General features: G+C 43.7%; 23 protein-coding genes and 1 other RNA gene. 21 read left to right on the plus strand and 3 right to left on the minus strand.

Features of this window, described 5'->3' with window-relative positions; translation table 11 throughout:
- Nucleotides 1–215 precede the first annotated feature (215 nt).
- The 4 genes from NYE23_RS08170 to NYE23_RS08185 all read left to right on the plus strand — a co-directional run bounded on the left by NYE23_RS08170 (nucleotide 216) and on the right by NYE23_RS08185 (nucleotide 3,372).
- The gene (locus NYE23_RS08170; protein WP_341076934.1) at nucleotides 216–935 is read left to right on the plus strand and encodes a GTP pyrophosphokinase; all 720 of its coding nucleotides are present in this window, start codon (nucleotides 216–218) and stop codon (nucleotides 933–935) included.
- 14 nt (nucleotides 936–949) lie between these two features.
- A complete protein-coding gene (locus NYE23_RS08175) occupies nucleotides 950–1,375 on the plus strand; it encodes a DUF5392 family protein (RefSeq protein ID WP_341076938.1) in 426 nt (141 codons plus the stop codon).
- A gap of 13 nt (nucleotides 1,376–1,388) precedes the next feature.
- Nucleotides 1,389–1,997, plus strand: a complete 609-nt coding sequence (locus tag NYE23_RS08180; RefSeq protein ID WP_341076941.1) for a TetR/AcrR family transcriptional regulator — start codon at nucleotides 1,389–1,391, stop codon at nucleotides 1,995–1,997.
- A gap of 109 nt (nucleotides 1,998–2,106) precedes the next feature.
- Nucleotides 2,107–3,372 carry an L-lactate MFS transporter gene (locus NYE23_RS08185; RefSeq protein WP_341076943.1) on the plus strand — a complete coding sequence of 422 codons (1,266 nt, stop codon included), beginning with the start codon at nucleotides 2,107–2,109 and terminating at the stop codon, nucleotides 3,370–3,372.
- Nucleotides 3,373–3,413: 41 nt separating this feature from the next.
- On the opposite strand, the gene NYE23_RS08190 is transcribed toward NYE23_RS08185, so the two are convergent.
- Nucleotides 3,414–3,548, minus strand: coding sequence for a hypothetical protein (locus NYE23_RS08190; RefSeq protein ID WP_341076946.1), 135 nt, complete (start codon nucleotides 3,546–3,548; stop codon nucleotides 3,414–3,416).
- Between the two features lie 416 nt (nucleotides 3,549–3,964).
- Nucleotides 3,965–4,381 (minus strand): hypothetical protein, encoded by a 417-nt coding sequence (locus tag NYE23_RS08195; RefSeq protein WP_341076947.1) that lies wholly within the window; start codon nucleotides 4,379–4,381, stop codon nucleotides 3,965–3,967.
- 127 nt (nucleotides 4,382–4,508) lie between these two features.
- On the opposite strand from NYE23_RS08195, the gene ssrS reads away from it, so the two are divergent.
- The 4 genes from ssrS to NYE23_RS08215 all read left to right on the plus strand — a co-directional run bounded on the left by ssrS (nucleotide 4,509) and on the right by NYE23_RS08215 (nucleotide 7,374).
- A non-coding RNA gene (ssrS, locus tag NYE23_RS08200) (6S RNA) lies at nucleotides 4,509–4,705 on the plus strand.
- A 103-nt stretch (nucleotides 4,706–4,808) separates the two neighbouring features.
- Nucleotides 4,809–4,949 carry a hypothetical protein gene (locus NYE23_RS08205; protein WP_341076950.1) on the plus strand — a complete coding sequence of 47 codons (141 nt, stop codon included), beginning with the start codon at nucleotides 4,809–4,811 and terminating at the stop codon, nucleotides 4,947–4,949.
- Nucleotides 4,950–5,049: 100 nt separating this feature from the next.
- A complete protein-coding gene (locus NYE23_RS08210) occupies nucleotides 5,050–6,027 on the plus strand; it encodes a ring-cleaving dioxygenase (RefSeq protein ID WP_341076951.1) in 978 nt (325 codons plus the stop codon).
- 108 nt (nucleotides 6,028–6,135) lie between these two features.
- Complete coding sequence (locus tag NYE23_RS08215) at nucleotides 6,136–7,374, plus strand: MFS transporter (protein ID WP_341076953.1); 1,239 nt, start codon at nucleotides 6,136–6,138, stop codon at nucleotides 7,372–7,374.
- A 37-nt stretch (nucleotides 7,375–7,411) separates the two neighbouring features.
- On the opposite strand, the gene NYE23_RS08220 is transcribed toward NYE23_RS08215, so the two are convergent.
- Nucleotides 7,412–7,609 carry a hypothetical protein gene (locus NYE23_RS08220; protein WP_445662590.1) on the minus strand — a complete coding sequence of 66 codons (198 nt, stop codon included), beginning with the start codon at nucleotides 7,607–7,609 and terminating at the stop codon, nucleotides 7,412–7,414.
- 135 nt (nucleotides 7,610–7,744) lie between these two features.
- On the opposite strand from NYE23_RS08220, the gene NYE23_RS08225 reads away from it, so the two are divergent.
- The 13 genes from NYE23_RS08225 (at nucleotide 7,745) to NYE23_RS08285 (ending at nucleotide 19,765) form a co-directional block, all read left to right on the plus strand.
- Nucleotides 7,745–8,953 (plus strand): acyl-CoA dehydrogenase, encoded by a 1,209-nt coding sequence (locus tag NYE23_RS08225; RefSeq protein ID WP_341076955.1) that lies wholly within the window; start codon nucleotides 7,745–7,747, stop codon nucleotides 8,951–8,953.
- A 13-nt stretch (nucleotides 8,954–8,966) separates the two neighbouring features.
- A complete protein-coding gene (locus NYE23_RS08230) occupies nucleotides 8,967–9,740 on the plus strand; it encodes an SDR family oxidoreductase (RefSeq protein WP_341076956.1) in 774 nt (257 codons plus the stop codon).
- Nucleotides 9,741–9,769: 29 nt separating this feature from the next.
- The gene (locus NYE23_RS08235; protein WP_341076958.1) at nucleotides 9,770–11,380 is read left to right on the plus strand and encodes a long-chain-fatty-acid--CoA ligase; all 1,611 of its coding nucleotides are present in this window, start codon (nucleotides 9,770–9,772) and stop codon (nucleotides 11,378–11,380) included.
- 52 nt (nucleotides 11,381–11,432) lie between these two features.
- Nucleotides 11,433–11,996 carry a TetR/AcrR family transcriptional regulator gene (locus NYE23_RS08240; RefSeq protein WP_341076961.1) on the plus strand — a complete coding sequence of 188 codons (564 nt, stop codon included), beginning with the start codon at nucleotides 11,433–11,435 and terminating at the stop codon, nucleotides 11,994–11,996.
- Nucleotides 11,997–12,060: 64 nt separating this feature from the next.
- Nucleotides 12,061–12,948, plus strand: coding sequence for a 3-hydroxyacyl-CoA dehydrogenase family protein (locus tag NYE23_RS08245; RefSeq protein WP_341076963.1), 888 nt, complete (start codon nucleotides 12,061–12,063; stop codon nucleotides 12,946–12,948).
- An 11-nt stretch (nucleotides 12,949–12,959) separates the two neighbouring features.
- Nucleotides 12,960–13,361, plus strand: a complete 402-nt coding sequence (locus NYE23_RS08250; protein WP_341076964.1) for an acyl-CoA thioesterase — start codon at nucleotides 12,960–12,962, stop codon at nucleotides 13,359–13,361.
- A 29-nt stretch (nucleotides 13,362–13,390) separates the two neighbouring features.
- On the plus strand, nucleotides 13,391–14,464 hold the full coding sequence (locus NYE23_RS08255) for a phosphotransferase family protein (protein WP_341076965.1): 1,074 nt from the start codon (nucleotides 13,391–13,393) through the stop codon (nucleotides 14,462–14,464).
- Nucleotides 14,465–14,497: 33 nt separating this feature from the next.
- Nucleotides 14,498–16,273 (plus strand): acyl-CoA dehydrogenase family protein, encoded by a 1,776-nt coding sequence (locus tag NYE23_RS08260; RefSeq protein WP_341076966.1) that lies wholly within the window; start codon nucleotides 14,498–14,500, stop codon nucleotides 16,271–16,273.
- Nucleotides 16,274–16,297: 24 nt separating this feature from the next.
- Nucleotides 16,298–17,275 carry a quinone oxidoreductase family protein gene (locus tag NYE23_RS08265; protein WP_341076967.1) on the plus strand — a complete coding sequence of 326 codons (978 nt, stop codon included), beginning with the start codon at nucleotides 16,298–16,300 and terminating at the stop codon, nucleotides 17,273–17,275.
- Between the two features lie 160 nt (nucleotides 17,276–17,435).
- Nucleotides 17,436–17,807: a VOC family protein gene (locus NYE23_RS08270; RefSeq protein ID WP_341076969.1), complete on the plus strand. Its 372-nt coding sequence runs from the start codon at nucleotides 17,436–17,438 to the stop codon at nucleotides 17,805–17,807.
- A 195-nt stretch (nucleotides 17,808–18,002) separates the two neighbouring features.
- Nucleotides 18,003–18,812, plus strand: coding sequence for a class I SAM-dependent methyltransferase (locus NYE23_RS08275; protein WP_341076970.1), 810 nt, complete (start codon nucleotides 18,003–18,005; stop codon nucleotides 18,810–18,812).
- A complete protein-coding gene (locus tag NYE23_RS08280; protein ID WP_341076971.1) occupies nucleotides 18,790–19,575 on the plus strand; it encodes an SDR family oxidoreductase in 786 nt (261 codons plus the stop codon). Before NYE23_RS08275 ends, NYE23_RS08280 begins: the two co-directional genes overlap by 23 nt.
- A 28-nt stretch (nucleotides 19,576–19,603) precedes the next feature.
- On the plus strand, nucleotides 19,604–19,765 hold the full coding sequence (locus NYE23_RS08285) for a hypothetical protein (RefSeq protein ID WP_341076974.1): 162 nt from the start codon (nucleotides 19,604–19,606) through the stop codon (nucleotides 19,763–19,765).
- Nucleotides 19,766–20,084 lie beyond the last annotated feature (319 nt).

A 20,084-nucleotide genomic window follows, 5' to 3' on the forward strand; every position in this document is an offset into this window, starting at 1 on the left:
TTGTGACAACGTGTCATTTTTAGTTGACGTGTGACACGATGTCATATACAATTCAATTGTGAGGATGACACAGTGTCACATTGAGGTGAAAGCATTGTCTAACATTCATTTGCTAATTTCTAAATTAAGGGAACAGGGAGTAAATGCAGCAATCTGCAAAAAACCAGCCAGCTATAGACCACCCAAAAATAAGGCTAAACTTCAAAGGAGTCCATATGGCCACAAATACGCCTGAGCAAATTACACTGAGGGAACTAAGGACAGATCTAGTGCGTTTTATGATGTCCTACAAGTTCGCATTGGAAGAAATAAACACGAAATTAAAGATCCTGAAAGAAGAATTTCAGTATGTGCATGACTATAATCCGATTGAGCATGTAAAATCACGAGTTAAATCTCCAGAAAGTATATTTAAAAAGCTGCAAAGAAAAAAATTGGATATTTCCTTAGAATCCATTAAGCAAAATATCAGGGATATTGCGGGCGTCCGCATTACATGTTCCTTTGTATCCGATATCTATAAAATCAAAGCCATGCTTGAAAGCCAGAAAGATATAACCGTGCTCGAATGCAAGGATTATATTCAGCATCCAAAGCCAAATGGCTACCAAAGCCTTCATCTGATTGTCCAGATCCCCATTTTTATGTCTGACAGGGAAGAGCTGGTTCCTGTGGAGATTCAAATTCGGACGATTGCGATGGACTTCTGGGCGAGCCTCGAGCACAAGATTTACTACAAGTACAATAAAGAAATTCCGCAAAGAATATTGATAGAACTGAAAGAGGCAGCTGACACAGCTTCCCGCCTCGATCGGACAATGGAGAATCTCCATGATGAAATGATTGCTTTAAAACAGCTGGATGAAGATGAAGCCATGATTTTTTCGCCCGAAAGCCTGCAAGTTCTGCTGGGCTATAAAGGGATTAAAACTTAAAGGAGACGAAATACATGCAAGTGTGGACAGATATGCCGAATTTCGTAAAAAGAGAGCTGGAGCAGCTTGAAGAAATAGTATCTCCCATCATGAAAAAAGCTTCCAGATATATTTTTTGGTCTACACCCTTGATTATTCTGTCACTACTCAATCTCATGACCTTGTTTTTCACCGTTCAGGATGAGAAAACATCGCCGGTAACCATTCTGATTTACGCTATTATTGGTGCGCTCGGTTTCGCACTTTCTAAAGAAGGAAAGCATCAGCAGCTGGAAATTCAAAAATTGAGCTTACAGTACATGAAAGAAAGGATTTCTAAGAGCCAATGGGCTTCTGACCCTATTAAAACGAAATATCAAGCATTGATCAATGAGAACCCCAGAAAGGCTGTCCCTTATTTTATCCAATTCTTAAAGGAGGAAAAAAGGGACTGGCAATAAGGAGGAACAAAATTTGCCGAAAATTACTTTTTTCAATTTGCCTGAAGACAAACGGGAAAACTTAGTCCATGCGGCCAAAAAGGAATTTGCCCGCGTGCCGCTTTACCAGGCATCCATATCCAATATCATAAAAGATGCCAAAATCCCGCGCGGCAGCTTTTATCAGTATTTTGATGACAAAGAAGATGCCTTTTTCTACTTATTGAATAGCCATGTATCTTCATATAATATGCATTTTCTTGAAACACTCCGAAAAAATAATGGTGATATTTTTGATGCGATGATCGATTTTTATACAGCCATCATTACCGAAGAAAAAGAAAATCTGCAGTTTTTGAGGAATTTGTTTCTTAATATGACGCACCGGATCGAAAATGTTATGGCAAGAAGCTTCGGGGAAAATGACCTGAATGAGAATTTCAAGAAAATCAGCAATCTGATTAATAAGGAACGGCTGAATATGCAGGACGAGCAGGAGCTTTTTCATATGATGCAGATTATTTCTTCTGTCACGTTTCATAATATCGTTAAAAAATTTGCGGCGGAGCTGCCATTCGACGAGGCTGTCCATAATTACAGAACAGAAATTTATTTACTGAAAAAAGGGTTCGCATCAAAATGATTTTCAGAAAGCCTGTCTCTAAAAAGATTAGAGACAGGCTTTTTCGGGAAGGTAAACAAGAAAATACTTAAACCTTCTTTAGTGAATAAAAAGAGGAAAGGGGTCATTTATGGCAAACAAGAACAGATGGCTGATTGCCCTTTCAGCTGTCGCCATTCATTTATCCATCGGTTCGGTGTATGCGTACAGTGTTTATCAAAATCCCTTGAAGGAATCGCTTGGCTGGGAAAAAACCGATGTCTCACTGGCTTTTACCATTGCCATTTTTATTCTGGGAATAGCGGCAGCCTTTTTTGGGCGGTTCGTGGAAAAGAGGGGACCGAGAGTCTCAGCCATGATCGCCGCAGTATTTTTTGGAGTAGGCATAATCGGATCCGGCTTTGCTATTCAACTGGAGAATTACATTCTTTTCCTGACTTTCTTCGGTGTCATTGGGGGACTGGGTCTAGGCTTCGGCTATATTGCACCTGTCTCCACATTGGTAAAATGGTTTCCTGACAGAAGGGGACTTGCCACCGGGATGGCGGTTATGGGATTTGGTGCCGGGGCCCTCATTACAAGCCCGATTGCCAGCAGATTAATGATTGCCACATCGATTCCGACAACCTTTTATGTCCTCGGAATCAGTTATTTCATCCTGATGATTTTGGGAGCGCTTTATATCGCGAAGCCGCCTGAAGGATGGGCACCTGAAGGAATGGAAGAGAACAGGGAAGAGCGGCCGGTAAAAGCGGACCTGGCACAGCTGACTGCCAATGAAGCAATTAAGACGAAGCGTTTCTGGCTGCTTTGGATTATGATGTTCATTAATATTTCTGCAGGCATCATGATTCTCTCAGTTGCCGCACCAATGGCTCAGGAAATCACTGGAGCCAGCGCCATCACCGCCGCAAGCATCGTCGGCATAATGGGCCTCTTTAATGGAGGCGGAAGAATTGGATGGGCATCTGCATCCGATTACCTTGGAAGAGGAAATACATATATGACCTTCTTCCTGATTCAGGTGGCAGCATTCTTCATTCTTCCATTCATCACAAACTCATTTATCTTTTCTGTTTTCCTCTATATCATTGTTTCATGCTATGGGGGAGGATTTGCATCGCTTCCGGCCTTTATTGGAGACCTGTTTGGAACCAAACAGCTTGGTGCCATTCATGGCTATCTGCTTACCTCGTGGTCGCTCGCAGGTGTGGTCGGACCGATGCTCGTCTCCAGCATCTATGAAAATACACAAAGCTATACAATTACCTTCTATGTGTTTGGCACCATGCTTGCCATCGGCTTTATCGTCTCCCTGCTGATGAAGCGCGACATCAGGAAAATCAGAACAGCGAAGAAGCAAACAAGAGCAAGGAGACAGCTTGTTACTGAATAAAGAGAAGAACTCCTGCCGGGTTAGCTGGCAGGAGTTCTTTATTATTTTTCAACCGAAAATAAAAATGGATGAACTCGGTCATTGGAGCAATCCGGGCAGATAACCAGCATATCAAGACTATATTCCTCTTCTTCCGTTTCCTCTATGTGACCGAAGATTTCACAGACCTTTGCCAAAGAAATACCCCTTTACTAATGACTAGATAGAATGTTATATCTGCAATCCTCGATGGCCTGCTCAAAATCCATGAAGGAGTGAAGAGAAAACGGTCGTCATGGAGTGCTTATGACGACCAATAATGGAGAGGTGAGAAGAAAATGGTCGTCATAGAGGAGTTCTGACGCCCAAAATAGGAGAGACCCAGAGAAAACGGTCGCCATAGAGGGTTCATGAAGCCAAAATAGCAGAGGCGAGGAGAAAATGGTCATCATAGAGCAGTCATGAAGCCCAATTACGGAGAGCCCCGGAGAAAATGAGCAGTCATGAAGCCAAAAAAAGAAGAGCCAGAGAAAATGGCCCTCAAAAAGGGATTAATTAAGCAATAAACAGAAACAAAACTAAAACAATGAAGGCTTAATTGCTTATCTGTTTTTCAGCTATCAGTTAGGAGTTCTCTAAGGGTTTGGGCATTTTCTTTGTCTAAGCTTCCTAATGCATTTTTCTCTCTGTGAAAAATCACTGCAGATCCGTCTTTCTTGCTGAACCATATGGAGTACTCAGTTATTCTTTCTGGCATATTTTTATCATAGGTAAAGAATAAAGTGGCTATCATATCTTCTTTTTCAGACATCTGGGGCTTTATGTCTTTCTCCCATTCAATTTTTGAAATTATGTTTCTTAAGGATTCAATCTTTTCTTCTTCGGCTATAATGAATTCTTTTTCACTTTTTTCTTCTATGATGTCAACCCTAGTCAGCTGCTTCAGGTCAAATTCTTTTGAGTCATCTTTAGAACATCCGATTAAAAGTAAGATTGTCATAATAGATAAAATAAATGGGTTTTGTTTCATTAAACATCCTCCGATTGATTCACTAGTGTTAATTATATTCAACAATAATTGTTTAACCCCTTTTTAATACAATAAAAAGCCTGAGCATGCCCATTGAAAAATCCGACGGCATCCGTTAATATATAAATACAAGCTGCATTGTTCGTAATCATAATAAAGTTTTAACCTTTAAGCTGTAATAGGGAGTTTTACATTGAAACGGGAATGACAGGCCTCCGTCTATATGACAAGGAGGACAGGCAGGAATGTTTCTGCGAACACCCACTTTGAGGAGTGGTGGTTTAAAACTTTCTTATCATTATTTACGGCAATGGCGGCTGTACATACTGTAATCAAACCAGTTCCAATGGGTGCTGGTTTTTTTGCGTTTAGAAATTAAAATTCTGGTTAAACCAAGATAAACGACACATGAACAGGAGATGTAATAATGAAGGAAGTTACGGAAAAGAGATATTGCGAAGTCTGCGGAAAAGAAACTGTCCACATCGCCAGGGAAGATGCATTGGAAATTGAATACATCTGCAAGGAATGCCATCATGAGGAAGACATTATTAAATCCTTTTTCTAGAGCCGAGGGTTATATTGACACCAGCAGTAACCCGTGATAAAGTAAAATTATCTCGAATTAAAGATATTTTATTTAAAGATAGATAGGGGAGGAAATTTACTTGAATCAACTAAAAGGTATTCATCATGTTACAGCCATCACAAGCAGTGCGGAAAAAAATTATGAGTTTTTCACTTATACATTAGGAATGCGTTTAGTAAAGAAGACCGTAAATCAGGATGACATTCAAACCTACCACCTTTTTTTTGCAGATGATACAGGAAGTCCGGGAACCGATATGACATTTTTTGATTTTCCCGGTATTCCGAAGGGCTCTCACGGGACAGATGAAATATCGAAAACGTCATTCCGGGTTCCGACAGATGAAGCGCTCGATTATTGGGTAAAAAGGTTTGACCGCTTAGAGGTTCCGCATTCCGGCATTAAGCAGCAGTTCGGCAAGAAAACTCTGTCATTCACTGATTTCGATGATCAAAAATACCAATTGATCTCTGATGAAGCCAATAAAGGAGTACCATCAGGAACGCCATGGCAGAAAGGGCCAATACCGCTCGAGTATGCAATCACCGGCCTGGGGCCGCTTTTTGTAAGGGTAGCTCAATTTGATTATTTTAAAGAAATGATGGAGAAAGTGCTGTACTTTAAGGAAATAGCTCAAGAAGGAGATTTCCACTTATTCGAAGTGGGTGAAGGCGGAAATGGGGCACAGGTGGTTGTGGAATATAATCCATCTCTTCCGCAGGCGCGCCAGGGCTACGGAACCGTTCATCATGCTGCCTTCCGCGTGGAAGATAAATCTGTTCTGGAGGAATGGGATCAGCATTTGAGAGGATTTGGTTTCCAGACTTCAGGGTTTGTGGACCGCTTTTTCTTCGGTTCCTTATATTCCCGGGTTGCTCCGCAGATTTTATTTGAATTCGCAACGGATGGACCTGGATTCATGGGTGACGAGCCTTATGAAACACTTGGAGAAAAGCTGTCACTTCCGCCTTTCCTTGAACCGAAGAGGGACCAAATCGAAAGCTATGTCCGTCCGATCGATACAGTAAGAAGCACGAAGGATTTTATAAAAGAATAACCAGACCAAAGGCACCTGTCAGTCCACTGCTTTAACGCAGTGGAGGACAGTTGCCTTTTTTTAGAGTATAATGGTGGGTATTCATTAAAAAAGTAGGAGCAGAGGGCAGTGGAGAAACATAACAGCAAATACAGGTGGCTCGTCTTTGGCGCGGTTTTGTTCTCATACTTTTTGATCGTGAGCCAAAGGACAGCCCCTGGTTTAATTACTGATCAATTAATGAAGGAATTCGGTGTGACAGCTGCGGCAATTGGGCTTCTGACAAGCATCCAATTTTTTGCCTATGCCAGTCTGCAGGTTCCGATTGGAATATTATCCGACCGTTTTGGCCCAAATGTATTTTTAATCGCCGGAACCCTTCTGAATGGAATAGGGACGTTATTATTCAGCTTTGCCGGGAATGAATACATCCTTTTCGCAGCAAGGATGCTGGTTGGAATAGGTGATGCGACTATTTGGATTAATGTTGTCATCATTTTAGGCAGATGGTTTAAGGTGAATGAATTTGTGAAGCTGCTTGGCTTTGCAGGCATGTCCGGAAGCTTTGGATTTTTGCTCGCGACTGTGCCATTTTCCATTTGGATATCCATATGGGGCTGGCGCATCCCGTTTCTGGCAGTAGGCATTATTTTGACCATCCTTGCCGTATTGCTGTATATAATCTTAATCTGGCAGCCTTCGCGAATGGGCATAGAGCCTAAAAAAGCGAAAGGTAAGAAAGAGCCAAAAGAAAAAACAGCAAGCATATTAAAGAGAATTTTTTCTGACCGCCAGGCATGGGCTACGTTCTTCTGTCATTTTGGCCTGGTCGGCACTTATGTTGGTTTCATCGGGTCGTGGGCTGTTCCGTATGGCATGGATATGTATGGCCTGAGCCGTTCCGATTCCAGCCAACTTGTCATGATCGGATTGTTTGGTGCCATCATTGGTGCTCCAGTAATGAGCTTTATATCAGGCCGGATGGGCAGCATCAAACGTCCTTATCTTTTTGCCCACTCAATCGCCGTCCTTGGATGGGCAACTTTTCTGTTATTTCAGGGTAAGCCTCCATATCCGCTCCTGATTGTTCTTTTCCTGATCATGGGTTATGGGAATGGGGCGAGTACGCTAACGTTCGCGATTGTCAGAAAATCATTTGACATTCAGGATGTAGGTGTCGTTTCAGGATTTGCAAACACCGGCGGATTCTTGAGCGCAGTTCTTCTGCCATTTATATTCGGAAAAGTTTTGGATACATTTGAAGCAGGCTACCAGTATGGATTTATAATTCCGGTCATCTTTTCACTAATGGGACTGATGGGCGCAGGATTAATAAAAGAAAAAATACGCGCACGCGCTGTAAATTAGCAATAAAGTAGGCTGACAATTGTGTCAGCCTACTTTTTTATTTCATAAACGGTTTCATATTTGATTTCTTCGGATAAATGGTAAAACGGTATATCGGCAATTCCTTCCCCACTTCATAAGGGATATAGCCAAATGTCGTATAACTGTCTACAGATGCAGGCTCGAGCGAGAGGGAAAGCGGATTGGTTTGAGGCTGAGCTGTTAAAATAAATAAATTCCTTCCTGCTTCCTTCATAAAAACAGTATTTTAGATGGTGAAAAAATAGATAAAAAAATAAATTTTCAGAAAATTAGTTGATTAATTTCAAGGATTGTTTATACTAAACTTGTAACATACCGACCGGTCAGTTAGTGGAGGAGGGACAGGAATTTGGATTTCTCATACTCACCAAAAGTGCAGGAGCTCATAGAGAAATTAAATGTGTTTATGGAAGAAAACGTTTATCCGAACGAACCTTTATATGAACAGCAATTGAATGAACTGGAAAATCGATGGAGTGCTATTCCGCCGATTATGGAAGAACTGAAACGCAAGGCGAAAGCTGCTGGGTTATGGAACTTATTTTTACCGGAGAGCGAGTATGGCGCAGGACTCACGAACGTGGAATATGCCCCGCTTTGTGAGATTATGGGGCGATCAATGATTGCACCGGATATCTTCAACTGCAATGCACCTGATACCGGCAACATGGAGGTGCTTGCAAGATATGGCACCGATCGGCAGAAGAATGATTGGTTAAAGCCGCTTTTAGAAGGGGACATCCGATCCTGCTTTTCGATGACAGAGCCGGATGTGGCCTCCTCTGATGCCACAAATATTGAAGCGCGGATTGAAAAACAAGGTTCGGAGTATGTCATCAATGGACGGAAGTGGTGGTCCTCAGGTGCGGGAGATCCGAGGTGCCGGATAGCGATCGTTATGGGAAAAACAGATCCGGACGCCAGCCGTCATGAACAGCAATCTATGATTCTCGTGCCGATGGATACCCCTGGGGTAAAAATAGAGAGGATGCTTCCGGTGTTTGGCTATGATCACGCTCCACATGGCCATGCAGAAATTACATACGATAATGTCAGAGTTCCTGCTGAAAATATCATTTGGGGTGAAGGGAAAGGGTTCGCCATTGCACAGGGCAGACTTGGTCCGGGGCGCATCCATCATTGCATGAGGCTGATCGGGGCAGCAGAGCGCGCTCTTGAGGAATTATGTAAGCGTGTACAAAACCGAACTGCTTTTGGCAAAACGCTCGCAAGCCAGGGCGTCATCCGCGAATGGATAGCCGATTCCCGGATTGAAATTGAGCAGGCGAGACTATTAACGCTTAAAGCGGCACATATGATGGATGCAGCCGGCAACAAAGTGGCGAAAACAGAGATTGCTATGATCAAGGTCGTGGCGCCATCCATGGCCCTTAAGGTAATTGACCGGGCAATCCAGGCGTTTGGAGCAGCAGGAGTGAGTGAGGATGTACCGCTTGCCGCATTCTGGGCAAATGCCAGAACGCTGAGATTGGCAGACGGTCCTGATGAAGTCCACCGGGCACAGATTGCTAAGCTTGAATTGAAAAAATACCAATAGGAGCTGAAAAATCATGAAGGTAATGGAACTATTTGACCTAACCGGAAAGACGGCACTGATTACTGGAGGCGGCCGAGGGCTGGGTGCCCAGATCGCGGAAGGGTTAGCCGAGGCAGGGGCAAATGTCGTGATTTGTTCAAGAAAGGTGGAGGCATGTCAGGAAACCGCTGACCGCCTTGCAGCACTTGGTGTGAAAACATTAGCGGTTTCCTGTGACATCAGCAAACAGGAGGATGTCCGGAACGTGGTTGAAGAAACGGTTCAGGAATTTGGAACTATCGATATTCTTGTCAACAACAGCGGGGCCACCTGGGGAGCTCCAGCGGAAGAGATGCCACTTGAAGCCTGGCAAAAGGTCATCAATGTGAATGTGACAGGGACGTTTCTAATGAGCCAGGCTGCAGGCAAGGTCATGATCGAACAGGGATCCGGAAAAATCATTAATATTGCCTCTGTTGCCGGACTTGGGGGCACTGATCCCAGGGTGATGGATACAATCGGCTATAACACCAGCAAAGGGGCAATCATCACGATGACAAAGGACCTGGCTGTAAAATGGGGCAGGTATGGCATCAATGTGAATGCCATTGCACCAGGTTTTTTCCCTACAAAAATGTCATCGGCGATTATGGACCAGGGACGCAGCCCCATCCTGGAAGCAACACCGCTCAGACGCTTCGGCTCTGATGATGATTTGAAAGGCGCAGCATTGTTTCTGGCTTCCAGTGCTTCAAATTATGTGACGGGAGACGTATTAATTGTTGATGGCGGAACACATGCAATGTAAAACGGCAAATTATGTTGGAGGGATTTCAAATGAGCGATAATAAAACCTGGCATGCACACTATCCTGAATCCATTACAGCTGAAGTAACCATTCCAAGTAAGTCGATGCCTGAGATGCTTCAGGAAGTGACAGCGATGTATCCGCAGAATATGGCACTATCTTTTTATGGACAAAAGATGAATTACGCGGAACTTCAAAAAGCAGTCTATGGATTTGCCGCATCCCTGCAGAAAAATGGTGTACAAAAAGGCGACCGTGTTGCCATTATGCTGCCCAATTGCCCGCAATATGTGATTGCTTATTATGGAATACTTGCTGCAGGCGCGATTGTGACTCAAGTAAACCCGATGCTGGTTGAGCGCGAGTTAGAGCATATCATGAATGACTCTGGTTCTGAAACTCTTGTTGTGTTTGATGCCCTGTATCCCCGGGTCAAGGGTGTTCAAGGCAGAACAAAGGTTAGAAATATAGTCATTGTCAGTCTGCAGCCAACAGAAGCCGATTTTTCACCTGACAAAACATTCGAAGGTTTTATACAGGAAGGCAGTGGACAATACACCCCGGTCAACATTGAGCCCCAGCAGGATATTGCCGTTCTTCAATATACGGGCGGAACAACAGGACGGTCAAAAGGTGCCATGCTGACACATTCCAATGTTCTCGCAAATGTGGTACAGTCCTATGAATTTTTTAAAGAAAGAACGGAAATAGGCGGGGAAAAATTCCTAACCGTCATTCCGCTGTTCCATGTTTTTGGCATGACTGCCTGCATGAACTTTGCCATATATACGGCCAATGAATCGATTTTATTGCCTCGCTTTGATGTGGAGGAAGTGTTAAATACAATTAAAAATGATCAGCCATCTGTATTTCCTGGTGTTCCAACCATGTATGTGGCGATCACCAATCATCCGCATGCAGAGGAATATGGCATTGACAGCATTGAAACCTGCAATAGCGGAAGCGCGCCTATGCCTGTCGAACTGCTGCGGGATTTTGAAAAAAAGACGGGAGCAAAAATTCTCGAAGGTTATGGTTTATCAGAAGCTTCCCCGGTAACACACTGCAATCCGCCTTTTTCAGAAAGAAAGCCTGGAAGCGTTGGAATCGGCTTTCCTTCAACTGATTATAAAGTAGTCGATCTGGCCACAGGTATTGAAGAGGTCCAGCATGGAGAATTGGGTGAGGTCATCATCAAGGGCCCGCAGATTATGAAAGGCTATTGGAATATGCCTGAGGAGACGGCTGTTACATTACGGGATGGATGGCTTTACACCGGTGATATTGCGAGAATGGACGAAGATGGCTTTCTATACATTGTCGACCGCAAGAAAGACCTGATCATTGCCAGCGGCTATAATATTTATCCGCGTGATATTGAGGAAGTGCTCTATGAGCATCCTGCAGTTCAGGAGGCTGTCGTCATTGGTGTCCCGGATCCTTACCGGGGTGAAACAGTTAAAGCTTTCGTCGTGCTGAAAGCCGGTAAAACGGCGACCCAAGAAGAAATCATTTCATACTGCAGGCAGAACCTGGCTGCCTATAAAATTCCATCGGCCGTAGAATTCCGCCAGGAGCTTCCAAAGACCAATGTCGGAAAAATCCTTCGAAGAGCTCTGAGGGATGAAGTCCGGAGTTAATCGTTTTGTGATATAATGCTGTCGATATTTCTAACAGAAGCGGGGACTGACATTGAAAGAAAAAATTACTGAAAAGAGCATCCGGCTATTTGATCAGAAAGGTTTCAGCGAAACATCAATTCAGGATATCGTCGACAGCCTCGGTGTCACGAAAGGCACGTTTTATTACTATTTCTCGAGCAAAGAACAACTGCTGATGGACATCCATCTTCGCTACATAGATGACATGCTGGCCAATCAGCATCAAATTCTCGGGGATGAGTCAAAATCATGCAAAGACAAACTCCTTTTGATTGTTCAAATGCTGCTGGGCAATATCAAAACCCAGGGAGCGAGTGCGAAAGTCTTTTTCAGGGAAATGCGAAACCTTAGTGAAGAAAGCTTATCGGAAATCATTCCAAAAAGGGATCAGTTCAGGCTGAATATCGAAAAATTAATAGAAGAAGGCAAGCAGAACGGAGAGTTCCGTGCAAACCTCAACTCTCCGATTATCGCCTTTGGCATCTTAGGCGTCACCAACTGGAGCTACCAGTGGTTCAATCCGGAGGGAAGCATATCCGACCGGGAAGTGGCAGAGATCTTTACGGAAATGATATTGAAGGGGATAGAGATGTAAATAAGAGAGGAAGCTCCTCTCTAACTAGTAACATACCAACTGGTCAGTATAAGGAGGATTAACGATGAATGCAAAAGATGTTAAGCAAATTACCGTTATAGGTGCCGGACAGATGGGCCACCAGATCGGAATGCTCTGTGCTCTGGGAGGCTATGAGACGATTATCCAGGATCTGAGCGAAACCGCATTGCAGGATGCCGATGCTAAGCTGCATATGATTATGTCTAAATGGGTTGCCAAGGGGAAGCTGGCTGAAGATGCGAAAGCCGCTGCTTTCGGAAGGCTTCGTTTCTCCAGCAGCCTTCAGGAAAGTGTCCGAAGCTCCGACTTAATCATTGAAGCCGTAACGGAAAAGCTTGAAGTGAAAAAAGAGGTATTCAGAAAACTGGAAGAGTACGCCCCTCCTCATGCCATCTTTGCAACCAATAGCTCCACAATCGTTAATAGTTTAATAGCAGGTGAAACTGAGCGGTCTGAAAAAGTCGTTAATATGCATTTCTTCTTTCCGCCTCTTGTGATGGACTGTGTGGAAGTAGTCATGAGTGAACAGACGTCTGAAGAAACCGCACAAATAGCGATGGAAGTCTGTGAAAAGATTAATAGAACAGCCGTCCTTTTGAAAAAAGAAATTTCCGGCTTCGTCGCGAACCGCATTCTCGGTGCGCTCCAAAAAGAGGCAGTGGCTCTGTATGAACAGGGGATAGCCGACTATAAAGATATCGATGTCATTTGCCGGAAAGCCTTGAATCATCCCATCGGCCCGTTTGAACTCATGGATTTATCCGGACTGGATGTGGCCTATTATGTAATGGATCAGCGCTATCGAGAGACAGGAGATCCTGCAGATAAGCCATTTGACTGTGTTGCCGAAAAAGTGTCAAAGGGAGAATTGGGGAGAAAGACGGGCAAGGGCTGGTATGAGTATTCTTCTTCCAATAAGGTGAAGAGTTAAGGGGTGTCATGATGCATGAAATGCAGGTAACAGTAAGGTTTTGCGAGACTGATGCTCTTGGCCATATCAACAATACAAGTTATTTTATTTACCTTGAAGAAGCACGTGTGAAATATTTCGAGACACTTGGCTACAACATGGATGTGAAAAAATGGAGTTTTATCCTTGCCTCCACTAAATGCGACTTTCTAAGCCAGGGATATTTTAACCAAATCCTTACCGTCAAAACCTGGGTATCAAGGATTGGCAGCAAAAGCTTTCAGCTCGATCATGAAATTGTCTGCAGCCAGACAGGCACTCATATTGCCAGAGGGAACACCGTAATCGTCTATTTTGATTTCGTCAAACAGGAAAGTGCTATTATACCTGATCTTCTTCGAGAAGGTTTAAATCAAAATGTAAGAGAAACATAAATTAATTTTCCTATAAATAGGAGGATCACATGCCGAAGCAAATGTACCAGGATACCATTCCCGTTAGAAAAGGAGAGCAATTGAACACAGCTCCATTGGAAAAATTCCTGCGGAGCGAGATTGCTAATCTTCCAAATCAACCGCTTGAGATTCTGCAGTTCCATGCTGGGCACTCCAATCTTACCTATCAGCTGAAAATGGGAGAGTGGGAAGCCGTGCTGCGAAGGCCTCCGCTTGGACCTGTCGCACCGAAAGCTCATGACATGGAGAGGGAATTCAGGGTGATTTCTGAAATCCATCCCTTTCTCAAAGAAGCCCCAAAGCCGCTTCTGTTTACGAATAATAGTGAAATCACAGTAGCACCATTTTTCATTATGGAACGGCGGCATGGAATTGTTTTAGATACCTCATTCCCTGAAGGAATGGAGCCGGACGAGGGAGTTTGCAGCAGACTGTCTCAAATTATGGTTGATAAGCTGGCAGAACTTCATTCCATAGAATATAAAAGGACAGGTCTAGCGGAAATCAGCAACCCGGATGGATTTATGGAAAGACAGGTGCATGGCTGGATTGGCCGGTATGAGCGGGCAAAGACAGATGAAGTTCCTGAAGCGGATATGCTGAAAAAGTGGCTGACCCATCATATTCCTGCAAGTCCCGATCCTTCTATCATCCATTATGATTACAAGCTGAATAATGCAATGTTCAATGAGGATTTAACAGAGATGACAGGCCTTTTCGATTGGGAGATGGCAACTGTAGGCGATCCGCTTGCAGACCTTGGTGCCGCGATGAGCTATTGGATTCAGGGAGACGATCCCGACCTGCTCAAGTTTGGCTTGGGAAAACCCCCGGTAACCGTTCTAAATGGCTTTTACTCCCGCAGAGAATTTATGGAGGCCTATGCTGGAAAAACTGGCCGTGATCTCAGCAGCATGAACTTTTATTTAACATTTGCCTATTTTAAGCTGGCCGTCATTTGCCAGCAAATCTATTACCGCTACAAGAAAGGCCAAACAGCAGATCCGCGGTTTTCACAATTCAATAGATACGTTAAAGTGCTCCTGAAACATGCTGTACAGACGGCAGATGAAAAAATTTGAGATGAAGAGATGCTGAGGAGAGTGAATCCATACATGGAAAAAGTAAACACAGCCAATCGCGGTGCGAGTTTTTTGTTCACGAGGCTAAATCCTGAAACACTTTTCACACCCGAGAATTTTTCAGATGAGCATATCTTAATCGGAAGAACCGCTAAACAATTTGCTGAAAAAATGGTTCACCCTGAAAAGGACCGGATCGAAAACCAGGAATTCGAACTGGTAACGGATTTACTGAGGAAGGCGGGCAAACTTGGCCTGCTTGCCCATAGCATCCCCGAAAATTACGGCGGTCTTGGCCTGGATAAAATCAGCAAGGGCATCGTCGGAGAAAACATTGCCTCTTCAGGCGGTTACGGAGTAGCCCACTCCAACCATACCTGCATTGCAACCCTGCCGATCACCTACTTCGGAACTCATGAGCAAAAAGAAAAGTATTTGCCTAAACTTGCATCAGGGGAGTACATAGGCGCCTACTGCCTGACAGAGCCAAACGCAGGATCTGATGCGCTTTCCTCCCAGACTACAGCCGTTTTGAATGAGGATGGGACCCATTACATTTTAAATGGAACGAAAATTTATATTACGAACGCTGTCTTTTCAGATACATTCATTGTTTATGCCAAAGTGGACGGCCGGCAATTTACCGCATTTATCGTCGAACGGAACACACCGGGGCTATCCCTTGGCCCGGAAGAAAATAAAATGGGCATCAAAGGATCCTCAACCAGATCAGTTATATTTGAGGATTGTCCTGTGCCAGCAGAAAATTTGCTTGGGGAAGTAGGGAAAGGACACATCATAGCTTTGAACGTTTTAAATTTGGGCCGTTACAACTTAGGTTCAGCCTGTATGGGGGCAGCAAAAACCGGATTGAAGAAAGCCCTCCAGTTTACAGGGGAAAGAAAGCAATTTGGGAAATCGATCGCTGATTTTCCGGCTACCAAGGAAAAAACGGCGAAGATGGCAGCCAGAATTTACGCCGCTGAATCACTTCAATACCGCACCGCAAGCCTGCTGGAGGAATCATTGGAAGACTTATATGAATCAACTGATTTAAAGCTTATTGGAAAAAGAATGAGCGAATATGCCACAGAATGTGCGATCTGTAAGGTATTTGGCTCGGAAACACTGGATTTTACGGCAGATGAAACACTGCAGCTTCATGGCGGAGCGGGATTCATCAAGGAATATGGCGTGGAACAAATGTATCGGGATTCCCGCATTAACCGTATATTTGAGGGAACAAATGAGATTAATAGACTGCTGATTCCTACACACCTTTTCCGTAAAGCGCTTAAGGGTGAAATCGATTTAGCCGCCAGAGTGGAGGAAGCGATTGTTCGCTTGAGCAAATCGGATCCAATCGGCCAGGCCATTTTTGAGAAAGAAAGAGCAGCGGTTGATACAATAAGAAACCTGTTCCTGCTGAATGCCGGACTTGCTTATGAAGCATTTGGCGATACCCTTATTCATGAACAGGAAGCACTTATGAAGCTGGCAGATATGACAATTGCCCTATATGCAGTAGAATCAGCTGTTTATCGGACTTATAAAGCCATTCAGAAAAATGGAGAAGAAAAAGAAGAATTGAAGATTCAGCTGACCAGGACTTTTCTCGAAGGTGCGATATGGGAAGCTGAGAGGCTATCCCGCCAGCTGGTGTCCGAATTGGCATCAGATGGGAAAAGGGATGCGCTGATCGGATTAGTCATCCGGGAATGCAGCAGGTTCAGCTCCTTTGGGAAAGAAAGTGTAAGGAACCGGAAAATAGCTGAGCTCATTTATGAAAAAGGCGAATATTGCTGCTAGAAATATAGAGAAGGAGTGTTGAAAATGAAAGCCATCCAATTCAAAGAATATGGGGGACCTGAAGTTCTTAACGTAATCGAAATGGATCGGCCGCAGCCGACCGGACGTGAAGTATTAATCGAAGTGCATGCCATCGGAGTGAACTATGCCGATACCGCAAGAAGAGAAGGCCAATATGTGGTGCCGACTCCCCTGCCGTTCATTCCGGGTGCGGAGGTGGCAGGTGTTGTCGCGGCAGCAGGTGAAGCGGCGAGTATTCCGGTTGGCACAAGAGTGGTGACGTTAATCGAATCAGGCGGCTACTCAGAGTATGTAACAGCCGATGAAAGGGGTCTGATTCCGCTGCCGGAGGGACTGGATTTCAATCTTGCTGCGGCACTGCCTCTGCAAGGACTGAGTGCCTATCATATTCTAAAAACAATGGGCCGGCTTGAACCGGGTGAAAGCGTCCTTGTCCATGCAGCGGCAGGCGGAGTGGGAACAATTGCTGTTCAGCTCGCAAAATTATTTGGGGCCGGGACGGTCATTGCTACAGCCAGCACTGATGAAAAACTTCAGCTTGCAAAAGAAATGGGGGCCGATGTCCTCGTCAACTACACAAATGAAGGCTGGGAACATGAAGTACTAGAGGCAACAGGCGGAAAAGGTGTGAATGTGGCACTCGAAATGGCTGGCGGGGAAATTTTTAATAAAACCCTGAAATGCCTTGCAACCTTTGGCCGCCTTGTTATTTATGGTGTGGCAAGCGGGGAGCAGAGCCGATTTTATCCTTCATCCTTAATGAGGCGGAATCAATCGGTCATCGGGTTTTTCCTGCCGCAGATTATGAGGAAACCGGAATTGCTGCAGCCGAGCATGAAGGAATTATTATCTTACACAGCCCAAGGAAAGCTGAAGCTGACTATTGGAGAAGTCCATCCTCTGGAAGATGCTTCCAAGGTACATGAGCGGATGCAGTCGAGGCAAACAAAAGGGAAGCTTATTCTCGTACCGGCAAGATAATCGGAAGCCTGCCATTAATTAAGTGGCAGGCTCTTTTTTGGATTACGGCAAGTTTATTTTGTTCCGTTAAAGGGCAGGTTCATTCATTAATCGGAAGGAAAAAGGTATTTAGAAAGGGAACTTTTTGATTTATACCGGATTAAATAAAGGAGAGAAAGATTTGAATAAATCATTTATTGAACAAGTTCATTATATTAGAATTCCTGTAAAAGATTTAGAACTGTCTGCACAATGGTATAGAGATGTATTAGGACTTCAGTTATTAAACAATACTGAGAAACTTGCAATTTTTAAAGTAAATGAAGGACCTTTCTTACTTATCTTAGTTCCTACCGAAGATAAAACATTTGCACATTTTACAATTGATAATGAACAAGAATTTAGCATTGGCTTTACAAGTCCAGAATTATCTGATTTTCATCAACACTTAATTGATAATCAAGTTAAGGTAGAGGATATAAAAGAAGATAATGGTCATGCCTATTTCCACTTTTATGACCCAAATGGCAATAAACTTCAAGTACACTGGTAAGATTATAATAAATAAATTTCCCTATTTCATTATCGGGGTGTATAAAAAATGGGAACGTCCAAATTAGACGTTCCCATATTTTTTGCCTGAAAAACAACAATACTATTTAACAAAGCCTCAATTAAACTGACAGGATTATAAGGATTTGTATAGAACATAAATAATATAGGCGAATTTTTGATGGGGTGATTACATATGGAAAAGGAAGAAATCAAGAAAAAGGTCCAAAATACATTCGGTAAAAACGCTGAAAAATATGTAACAAGCAAAATTCATGGAGATGCGGCTGAATTAAATCAGCTCGTTCAAACCCTGAATCCGAAGAAGGATTGGGTGGTGCTCGATATCGCAACAGGCGGCGGGCATGTGGCCAAGAGTCTGGCACCCTTTGTTTCACAGGTCTTTGCAGCTGATTTGACAAAAGAAATGCTCGCCAATACCGCACGCCATCTGGAAAACTATAAAAATATCTGGTATATCGTTGCAGATGCGGAAGCTTTGCCATTTTTGGATGAGACCTTTGATGCTGTCACCTGCCGGATCGCCCCCCACCATTTTCCCCATCCGGAAAAATTCATTGCCGATGCTGGCCGGGTATTAAAGCCGGGGGGAAGCTTTCTGTTAGTTGATAATGTAGCACCGGATGAAAAAGAGCTGGCTGATTATATGAACACTGTTGAGAAATTGCGGGATGACAGCCATTACCGGTGTTTGTCAACGGCAGAATGGAGAAAGCTATTTGCTGCTTCGGGACTAAATGAAACGAACACGAAAAGCAGGAAGAAAACCTTCGAATTCCCTTCCTGGGTGAAGCGGACGGCTGAAAGTGAAGAGCAGATTAGGGCAGTCGAAGAGTATATTCTGCAGGCTGATCAGGCTGCTGCAGATTATTTCCAAATTGAACATCATGAAGGAAAGGTCCAATCCTTTAAAGTGGATGAATGGATGGCACTTTGCATAAAACATATAGGAGGAAACGATCATGGATTTAAACCTGAAAAATAAAAAAGCGCTTGTCGTGGCTTCAAGTCAGGGCCTCGGAAAAGCAATTGCTGCACAGCTTGCAAAAGAAGGCACCAAGATAATGATTACAAGCAGGGACGAAGCAAAACTAAAGAGCGTTCAAAAGGAATTCCGTGAACAATTCAATGGCGATGTTGAGTATTACCCCGCAGATGTAACGAACCCTGATGATATTAAAAGCTTGATTAAGCATACAGCTGAAACCCTTGGGGGAATTGATATTTTAATCAACAATGCCGGAGGTCCACCCGGGGGGACGTTTGAAACTTTAACAGACGAAGACTGGGAAAAAGCGTTTCAATTAAACCTATTAAGCCATGTCAGGCTGATCCGTGAAGCACTCCCTGAATTAAAGAAAAATGGCGGCAGGATCATTAATATAGCATCATCAAGCATCAAGCAGCCGATACCGGGCCTGCTCTTATCCAATACATTCCGGCTGGGTATAGTCGGATTGACCAAAACACTCTCAGAGGAATTGGCAGCTCATAATATTTTAATTAATACAGTAGCTCCGGGAAGAATTGCGACTGACCGCGTTGATTATCTTGATCAGCATAACGCTGACCGTCAGAATATTACCAAAGAAGAGGTCGCAGAAAGAGCCAAAAGCAAAATTCCGCTGGGCAGATACGGAACCCCGGAAGAATTTGCGAACGTCGTCACTTTCCTTGCCTCCGAAGCCAGCAGCTACGTTACGGGAAGCTCCATTTTAGTAGATGGCGGGATGGTGAAAGCTTTATAGGAGGGATTACTGGTGGGGCAGTTAGTGTGTGAGAATAAAATTGGTCCGGCTTCAGACAGAGAAGACGGAAACCTTAGAGTGTGAGTCTGAACCCGGCGCTACTTCGGACACAAAAGACGGAAACCTTGGAGGGAGTGAGTCTGAACCTGGGTCAACTTCGGACACAGAAGACGGAAACCATGGTGTGTGAGTCCGAACCCGGCGCACCTCCTGAAAAAAACAGCTAAAATAAAAAGACAATTTTCCATATATGAAAATCATCTCGGACGGTTGATTTTTGTAACGTTCTTTAGTTAGGCTTTAATCCGTTTATTGAAATCATTTAAACAAGCTTTAATTTTATCAAATTACCTGTCACATTGCGCGATAAATTGGGATTAAGTGAGATCATGCTTTATGCTCTAAAGGAATCAGTTTTTTATGCAGAGATTGGTTTTTGCTTTATTTGAACTTATTAAAAGTAATTAACACATAAACAGATCACTAATGGGAGAAAATACAATAAAAAT

The sequence above is a fragment of the Cytobacillus sp. FSL H8-0458 genome (assembly GCF_038002165.1).
Lineage (GTDB): Bacteria > Bacillota > Bacilli > Bacillales > Cytobacillaceae > Cytobacillus.